The organism is bacterium, assembly GCA_029210545.1.
Taxonomy (GTDB): Bacteria; BMS3Abin14; BMS3Abin14; order BMS3Abin14; family BMS3Abin14; genus JARGFV01.
The window spans coordinates 39,579-47,260 of sequence record JARGFV010000006.1 but is presented as its reverse complement, the minus strand read 5'-3'; the positions used below and the strand labels follow the sequence as shown (position 1 = coordinate 47,260).

Sequence of the window (7,682 nt, the reverse complement as noted above, 5' to 3'; positions counted from 1 at the left end):
TGGTCCCGTACCCCTCTATAGGCGGCTTAATGGAGGAGTGCACATGATCCGGTGCAGAAATCGGTCGGTTGCCCATGATGGTATGCAGGGTAGAACGCCGCAATATCTCATTCACCCAAAGACTTTCCTTTTCTTGTGCTCCCCATCGCACTGTGCCAAGATGCCTGGAAGGTTTTTCTTCGCTTATCGCCCTTCGTACTTTTTCAGGAGACCTCCATGGACGGCATCACAGGTATCTACTGCCCCGGTGACGGGGAACTTGTTCAGAAGACTTTCCTCGCCACGGGAGCCCTCCAGCACCGGGGCAAGACCGGTTCGGGGATCGCTGTCGGCACCTCACGGGGGATCAACATCCTCAAGGGCGTGGGGGGCATCGCCGACGTCCTGGACATGGACATGATCAGGATGTTCCAGGAGCTGGGACCCGCGGCGGCCATCGGCAACGTGGGCTACACCAAGAACAAGATCGCCGAAAAAAGGAACGCCGAACCTATCCTCGTCAAGCCGAAGTTCGATTCTCCCTGCGAAATTGCCATCACCATGAGCGGACGGATCGTGGGGGACGACGAACTGGCAGCGGAACTGGGTGACCGGTATTCCTTCGAGACCGCCAACAGGACGGAACTCATGGGCGCCCTCCTTCACGGGTGCGTCACCAGGGCGGGGATCTCTTTCGAGGCCGGGCGGCTCCTGGTCGACGCCCTCCACGGAAGGGCGACCTTCGCGCTTACGGCCCTGGTATACGACGGCCGGCACACCTCTCTGATCGTTCTCAACGACACGAGGGGGTTCGAGCCGATGTGTTTCGGCACGGTGGATGGGGCATTCGTCGCCAGTTCCGAGAGCATTTCCCACAGGAGGCTGGGGGGAACCATGGAGCGGGAGTACGTCGGCGCCGAGATGACCATCTGCTCACCCAGCGGGATCGAGACCCGCAGGCTGCGCGAGGAGACACCCCTGCCCGACGTGTTCCAGGGGGTCTATTTCGGCAACGTGGCGTCCCTGTACCAGGGCAAGGAGATCTTCGTCCTGCGAAAGGAGCTGGGTCACCAACTGGCCGAATACTACGGCAGACCGGAGGTTGACGTGGTGATCCCCAACCCGGATTCCGGCCGGGGCGTCTCCTACGGGATCGCCGAGGGGCTGGGAATGCCCCTCTCCCACGGGCTGGTCAAACAGGCCCAGGCCATCCGGACTTTCCAGGAGTCCCAGATACGCCGGCGCAAGGTGGAAGTGGGGCTCAAGTTCGCCGGGGTGGATTCTGTACTGAAGGGAAAAAAGGTCATCATGGGGGACGACAGCATCGTCAAGGGCAGTGTCAGCGAGGGCGGTTCCGTGTGGACCGTTTACAACTCGGGAGCGATCAGGGTGGAGTTCTGGATATCCTACGGCCCCATGTTCTTCCCGTCGTTCAAGGAGTGGCGCAGGGGCAGGGAATGTATGGACGAACTGGCGGTGCAGAGGGCTTTCAAGGGGGAGAACCCCTACGACAGGTCCCTCGACGAGATCAATCTCCGTGTCGCTAAACTGACGGGCCTCGATCGTGTCTGTTACAACACCAGGGAGAATGTGGAGGCGGTCACCGGTCCCGGCTCCTTCCAGGCCATGGACGCCACCTACCCCATTTCGGAGGAGTTCTGGCCGGACTGGATCAAGGCAGAGGTGGAGACGTATCACAAGCTGAGCTTAGATTTCTAAGCTCAGCTTAGAGCAAAGAGCCAGGTGCTATGAGCTAAGTAGAGTCAGGCCTGGTTCATAGTTCATAGTTCTTAGTTCTTAGTTCATAGTTCATAGTTCATAGTTCATAGTTCTTAGTTCATTAGTCCTTTGCTCCTGGTTCCTTGTCCTTAGCTCCCCGCTCCCAACTCCTAGCTCTCAGCTCCTAGTTCCTCTCCCTTTGCACAACACATATCTTTACATTTTACTCCCTTCCCTGCTATGTTAGTGGGCACTTACATACACACAAAGGAAGCCAATTGTGCATCAAAAGAGGGACGAAACACGGGCAAAGCTGCTGGAAGCAACCTACCGGCTCATCTCCGAGAAGGGGTACATGGGGGCGACCACCAGGGAGATCGCTGCCATGGCAGGGGTGTCGGAACTCACCTTGTTCAGGAAGTTCGGCAGGAAGGAACTGCTCTTCGAGGAGATGCTCAAGACCTACACCTTCCTTCCCAGGATTCGGCACCTCATCGGGGACGTGATCGAGATGCCCCTGGCCGAGGGGCTCAAAACGATCGGGGTAAAACTCCTCGAAACACTCCGGGAAAGGCGTCCCCTTCTCCAGATCCTTTTTTCCGAGATGACCCATTATCCCGAGAAGGTCCGCTCCATCTACCAGCAGATGATCGTCGATATCGGGGAGGTCCTCAAAAGCTATCTCGATGAAAGGAAGGACCGGGGCGAGGTTCTCCCCATCGATATGGATTTCGCGGCCAGATGCTTTCTGAGGGCCCTGGTCATGACCTTCATGTACGAATCGATCATCATGAAAAGGGAGATAAGCGACGAGAAGATCGGGCACACCGTAACTTCCCTTGTAGAGATCTTTCTGCACGGGATCGCGAGGAAGGGCAAATGATGACAAAAAGAAACCAGGGCCACTTCACTGGGAGGGAGAAGGAAGAAGGATGAAAAGTATCTTCCATTACCTGACTCCTGCATCCAGGGCAATTTCCTGTCTTCTGATGATGGCCGTTATTTGTGTTCCACAGCTTTTACAAGCCCAGACCCTGACTATTGCGGACGGGCTGGGGGTGATCGCCTCCCGGGGTTATGACATGCGCATCGCCAGGGCGAGACAATCCTCGGCCGAATGGGCGGGGACGGGGGCAGCAGCACGCCTGAAGCCTCAAGTCAGCGCCTATGCCGACCAGACCTGGCTCGAAAACAGGCCGGAGGCCGTATTCGGTGGCGGCACCTCCCCCCTCAGTGAAGACCAGACATTGCGTTACGGGGTGACCGTCCGTCAGCTGATCACCGATTTCGGTAAAACCCGCGCCGGCGTTGAGGCCGCGCGGGCCGGTTCCCGCGTGCAGGCCATACAGACGGTGATGACGAGGAACGAGGGGGCTCTCGATTTCATCCTCTCCTACGTTTCGCTCCTCCAGGCACAGCGCAACCTGTCACTGGCCGACCAGGTCGTCCAGAGGTATGAATTTCACCTGGTCGACGCCCGGGCGCTGCATCAGGCCGGAGAGGTAACGCTCAACGACGTTCTGACGACCCAGGTCGCCCTGGCCGACGCGCAGCTGGGCCTGATCGACGCCCAGGACGCCCTCGTCCTTTCCGCCTCCAGGGTCAATTTCCTCGTCCTGAGGCCCTTCGACGAACCGGTGGCAGGCATTGAGTTCCCTTCCCCTTTGGCCGGTCTCCCCGAAAGGGAGGAGATTATCGCTTCCGCCGAGGCGAACCGGGTGGAGCTGAAGATCCTGGGCGAGGAGATCGCCGCTGCCGAAGCCAGGTTGAGACACAGCGAAGCAGAGGGGTACCCGAGCCTTTTCGCGGGGGGTGGATATTCCTACGAGGAGAACCCATACAGGGTGCACGAGGACAACTGGTCCGCCACCATCGGCCTGACCTGGGACCTTTACACGGGTGGAGCCCGCAAGGCCTCCGAGGGCCAGGCTTCCGGAGAGCTGTCCGCCCTCATCGCCAGGCGTGAAAAGGTAAGCCGGATCGTGGGTCTCGAAGCTCTCGACTCACACCGCCTTCTCACCGGCGCGACCCAGCGCAAGGAGGTCGCCGGGAAGGCGGTCGAACAGGCACAGGAAAATCTGCGGCTTCAGCACGCCCGCTATACGGAGGGGGAGGTGTCTGCCACGGAGGTCACCGATGCCATCACCGCCCTGGCCCAGGCGGAACTGAACCAATGGTCGGCGCTTTACGGGATGCGAAGGGCGGAGGCGCGGCTGCTTTACGCCATGGGTACCGATCTCGTCGAACGTTACAGCGGATCCGGAGGCCTGTCAGAGAATCCCTGACAGTGTTCCGGATACCGGGAGACAGACCATGACAGAAGAAAACAGACCAGACGCCGGCCGGAACGGGAAAAAACGCAAGGCGTTTTTCATCGCCGGCACGATCATCCTCATCGCCCTGGCCGGGGTCCTTTCTTACAGGAGTTATACGAGGGCGTACCTGACCACCGACGACGCCTTCGTCGAGGGCGCCGTCCACATGGTCTCCGCCAGGGTCGCCGGTCACATCGCCGAGATCCTGGTAACCGACAACCAGAGCGTCCAATCCGGCCAGACACTGGCGAGGCTCGATCCTGAAACGCTCCAGAAAGACCTCGCCGAGGCTCAGGCCTCTCACCAGGCCGAACTGGGCCGGCTGGCAGAGCTTAAAGCCCAGGTGACAGCCCAGGAAAGGCGCGTAGCCGCCGCGAGGGCATCCCTCGCCGGAACGAAGAGCGCCGGTGAAGAACTCAAGGCCGCGGTCCTGGCCCGGGCGGCGGAAGCCAGGGCAAAGCAGGCGGCCCTGGACCAGGCGCGGCTGGACCTTGCGAGAGCTGAAAAGCTCAGCGGGCAGGAGGTGATCCCGGTCAGCCGCTACGAAAGGGCAAAGACCTCTTTTGATATGGCCGCGTCCGCCCTCACGGCGGCCCGTGAACAGAAGAACCAGGCACAGGTGGCCCTGGATTCCCACGACAGTACCGTCGCCCAGGCGCGTGCCCGGATGAGAGCGGAGGAGGCGGGCCTCGAAATGGTCCGCGCGTCCCTGAAAACACAGGCCAGCCAGATCGAAAGGCGCCAGGCCCAGGTGGAACTGGCCCGCCTCAGGCTGGCCTACACGACCGTGACCGCGCCGTCGGGCGGTTCCATCGCCCGCATGTCCGTGGAGGTGGGCAACGCCGTGCAGGTTGGCCAGCCGATCTTCAGCCTGATCAACCTCGAAGACGCCTACGTGGTCGCCAACTACAAGGAGAATCGCATCGAACTCATCAGGCCGGGGCAGAAAGCCAGCCTGAAGATCGACGCCTACTCCGGACGGAAGTTCAAGGGGACCGTCGACAGCATCATGTCAGGCACGGGGAGCGCCTTTACGCTCTTCCCGCCCGAAAACGCCAGCGGCAACTACGTCAAGGTCGTTCAACGGGTGCCGGTGAAGATCACCTTCGACGATCCCGGTGAGGTGCGTGACCTGCTGCGGGTCGGGATGAGTGTGGTGCCGACGATTCATACGAAGTGAACTGGGGCTATGGGGCTAGGGGCTAGGGGCTATGGCCTATGGAGAGCATGCGGTTTAAACATCATAGCTACAAGGAATTTTTTACGGAACGACGCAGGCCTCCGATCAGGCCACTAACCTCAAGACACATATTACTCAGTTTTTGAGCCTGGTCCTTTGTAATTAATCCAGCATCTTTTGCCAGAAGTACTTGGGACCTCACCTCAAAAACAGAACCGTTAGCTATTGAAAGATGCTTCAAAAACTCTTTCTTACTATGACGGCCATAACCTTCGGCGATATTGGAGGGCACAGATATGGATGCTCTTCTGAGCTGGTTTTTAAGTGGAAAGTCTCTTGATAACGGACCACTACCAGTAATTTTATAGACGAGGACCGAAATTTCATGGGCCACCTTCCATACCTTCAATTTTTCAAAATGCTTGGGCTCCATAACTGGGAAAACTTAAAGCAATTTATGCGCCAAGCAGCGCCTGACCTGGCACATAGCTCGTAGTGCATAGCTGACAGTGCGACTGTCATAGCACATAGTACATAGCCCATAGCACCGGGGAAATATGCCTGAAAATCCTGAGCGACAAGTTAATAAGTGGATCGTGGCCCTGGTGGTCATGCTTCCGACCCTCATCGAGATCATCGACACGTCCATCGTCAACGTCTCCCTGGACCACATCAGGGGTTCCCTCTCCGCGGGCATCAACGAGGCGACCTGGGCCATCAGCTCCTACCTGCTCTCCAACGCCATCGTCATCCCCATGTCCGGCTGGCTGTCGAGGCTGTTCGGACGCAAACGTTACCAGATCGGTTCCATCGCCCTTTTCACCATCGCCAGTTTCCTGTGCGGTTCGGCCTGGAGCCTCGAAAGCCTCGTCTTTTTCCGGATTGTCCAGGGACTTGCCGGCGGCGGCCTGGTCCCGGTGAGCCAGGCGATCCTGTTGGAGGCGTTCCCCCGCAAGGAGCACGGCATGGCCATGGCCCTTTTCGGCATCGGGGTCATGTTCGGACCCATCGTGGGGCCGCTCCTCGGAGGCGTCATCACCGATTCGTGGTCCTGGCGGTGGATCTTCTACATCAACATACCCATCGGCGCCCTGGCCATCTTCCTGAGCTACCTGTTCATCCACGACCCGCCCTACATGAAACGCCAGAAGATGAAGATCGACTACACAGGGTTCGCCTTCCTGGCCGTCGGCCTCGGCTCCCTTCAGTACGTCCTGGACACAGGCCAGCGTTCCGACTGGCTCGGGTCGGAGACCATCGTCGGTTTTCTCATCCTGTCGGCCGTCTCCCTGGTGTTCCTGGCGATCAACGAGAAGTACCATGAGCATCCCATCATCAACCTGAGCCTGTTCAAGGACCGCAGCTTCGCCAGCGGCTGCATCGTCATGTTCTTCGTCTTCTTCAACCTGTTCGGGAGCATCGTCCTGCTTCCCGTTTTCCTGCAGGCCCTCATGGGATACACTTCCATGCATGCCGGCCTCGTCATGGGACCCGGCGGGCTCGCGTCCCTGTTCACCATGCCCATCGTGGGCAGACTCGTGACAAGGGTGAACCCGAAGTTCATCCTCGGCACCGGCATCCTCATCGCGTCGGGAACCACTTACGCCATGTCCCTTTTCAACCTCCAGACGGACTTCTGGACCTTCGTCCTGCCCCGGGTGACCCTCGGGATCGCCATGTCGTGCATCTTCATCCCCACCACGACCCTGACCTTGTCCCACATACCGAGGGAGAGGATGGGGGAGGCCACATCCGTTTACAACATGATCCGGAACCTGGGCGGCAGCATGGGGATCGCCTTCGCATTCACCGTTGCGACCCGGAGGGCCCAGTTTCACCAGGCGAGGCTGGTCGAGCACCTCACTCCCTTCGATCCCGCCTTTCTCGCCGCGAAGGCCAAGGCAGCCGGACTTCTCGCATCGAGGGGCCTCATGCTGCCCCCGGAAGCTCCCATTTACAGGGAACTGATACGCCAGTCCAACATGCTCGGGTTCAACGACGCCTTCTTCGTCGTCGCCATCATCCTCATCGCGGTCATGGGGCTGGTCCTGCTCATGCAGAGGCCGGAAGAGGGCAAGGGACCGGGCGGGGGAAGGGTCGACTGAGCGACTGAAGATCGGTAAGGAGGTATGGGCGTAAGGGGGAATGGGGGGGGGGAACCGAGGGGGCGAGAGGGCGGGAAAATCGTCATTTCGGACACGGAGACTCGGTGACGCGGAGTCTACAGCTGTCATTCCGGAAATCACGGCTTGCCACGGCGTCTTGTCACGGCGTAGTCACGCAATTAGCGTGACGAAGACGGAAGCTCGACTCGTGAGGGCAAAGCTGAAAGCGACGCCCCAAGAGCGACGGCGGAAGCCATTGGTGACGCCCCAAGAACGAAGACCGAAGCTGAAAGCCGAAGGTCCTGAGCTAGCCCGCATTATTCATGATGCAAATGAGATGTCAGCTAACTGTGTGGCAATTAAAGATAAATGGGAATGGCACTA

The 7,682-nt window shown here is 59.3% G+C and carries 6 protein-coding genes; 5 read left to right on the top strand and 1 reads right to left on the bottom strand.

Annotated features, from left to right (window positions below; genetic code table 11):
* The first annotated feature begins 216 nt into the window (after positions 1-216).
* The 4 genes from P1S46_01470 to P1S46_01455 all read left to right on the top strand — a co-directional run bounded on the left by P1S46_01470 (position 217) and on the right by P1S46_01455 (position 5,193).
* Positions 217-1,698, top strand: coding sequence for a hypothetical protein (locus P1S46_01470; GenBank protein MDF1535156.1), 1,482 nt, complete (start codon positions 217-219; stop codon positions 1,696-1,698).
* Positions 1,699-1,978: 280 nt separating this feature from the next.
* Positions 1,979-2,581, top strand: a complete 603-nt coding sequence (locus P1S46_01465) for a TetR/AcrR family transcriptional regulator (protein MDF1535155.1) — start codon at positions 1,979-1,981, stop codon at positions 2,579-2,581.
* Between the two features lie 49 nt (positions 2,582-2,630).
* Complete coding sequence (locus P1S46_01460; protein MDF1535154.1) at positions 2,631-3,983, top strand: TolC family protein; 1,353 nt, start codon at positions 2,631-2,633, stop codon at positions 3,981-3,983.
* A 28-nt stretch (positions 3,984-4,011) separates the two neighbouring features.
* Positions 4,012-5,193 carry an HlyD family secretion protein gene (locus P1S46_01455; GenBank protein ID MDF1535153.1) on the top strand — a complete coding sequence of 394 codons (1,182 nt, stop codon included), beginning with the start codon at positions 4,012-4,014 and terminating at the stop codon, positions 5,191-5,193.
* Positions 5,194-5,260: 67 nt separating this feature from the next.
* Here the strand turns inward: P1S46_01455 and P1S46_01450 are convergent, their stop codons facing one another.
* Positions 5,261-5,626, bottom strand: a complete 366-nt coding sequence (locus tag P1S46_01450) for a four helix bundle protein (GenBank protein ID MDF1535152.1) — start codon at positions 5,624-5,626, stop codon at positions 5,261-5,263.
* A gap of 124 nt (positions 5,627-5,750) precedes the next feature.
* Here P1S46_01450 and P1S46_01445 point away from each other — a divergent pair, with 124 nt between their 5' ends.
* The gene (locus P1S46_01445) at positions 5,751-7,298 is read left to right on the top strand and encodes a DHA2 family efflux MFS transporter permease subunit (protein MDF1535151.1); all 1,548 of its coding nucleotides are present in this window, start codon (positions 5,751-5,753) and stop codon (positions 7,296-7,298) included.
* Positions 7,299-7,682: the final 384 nt, after the last annotated feature.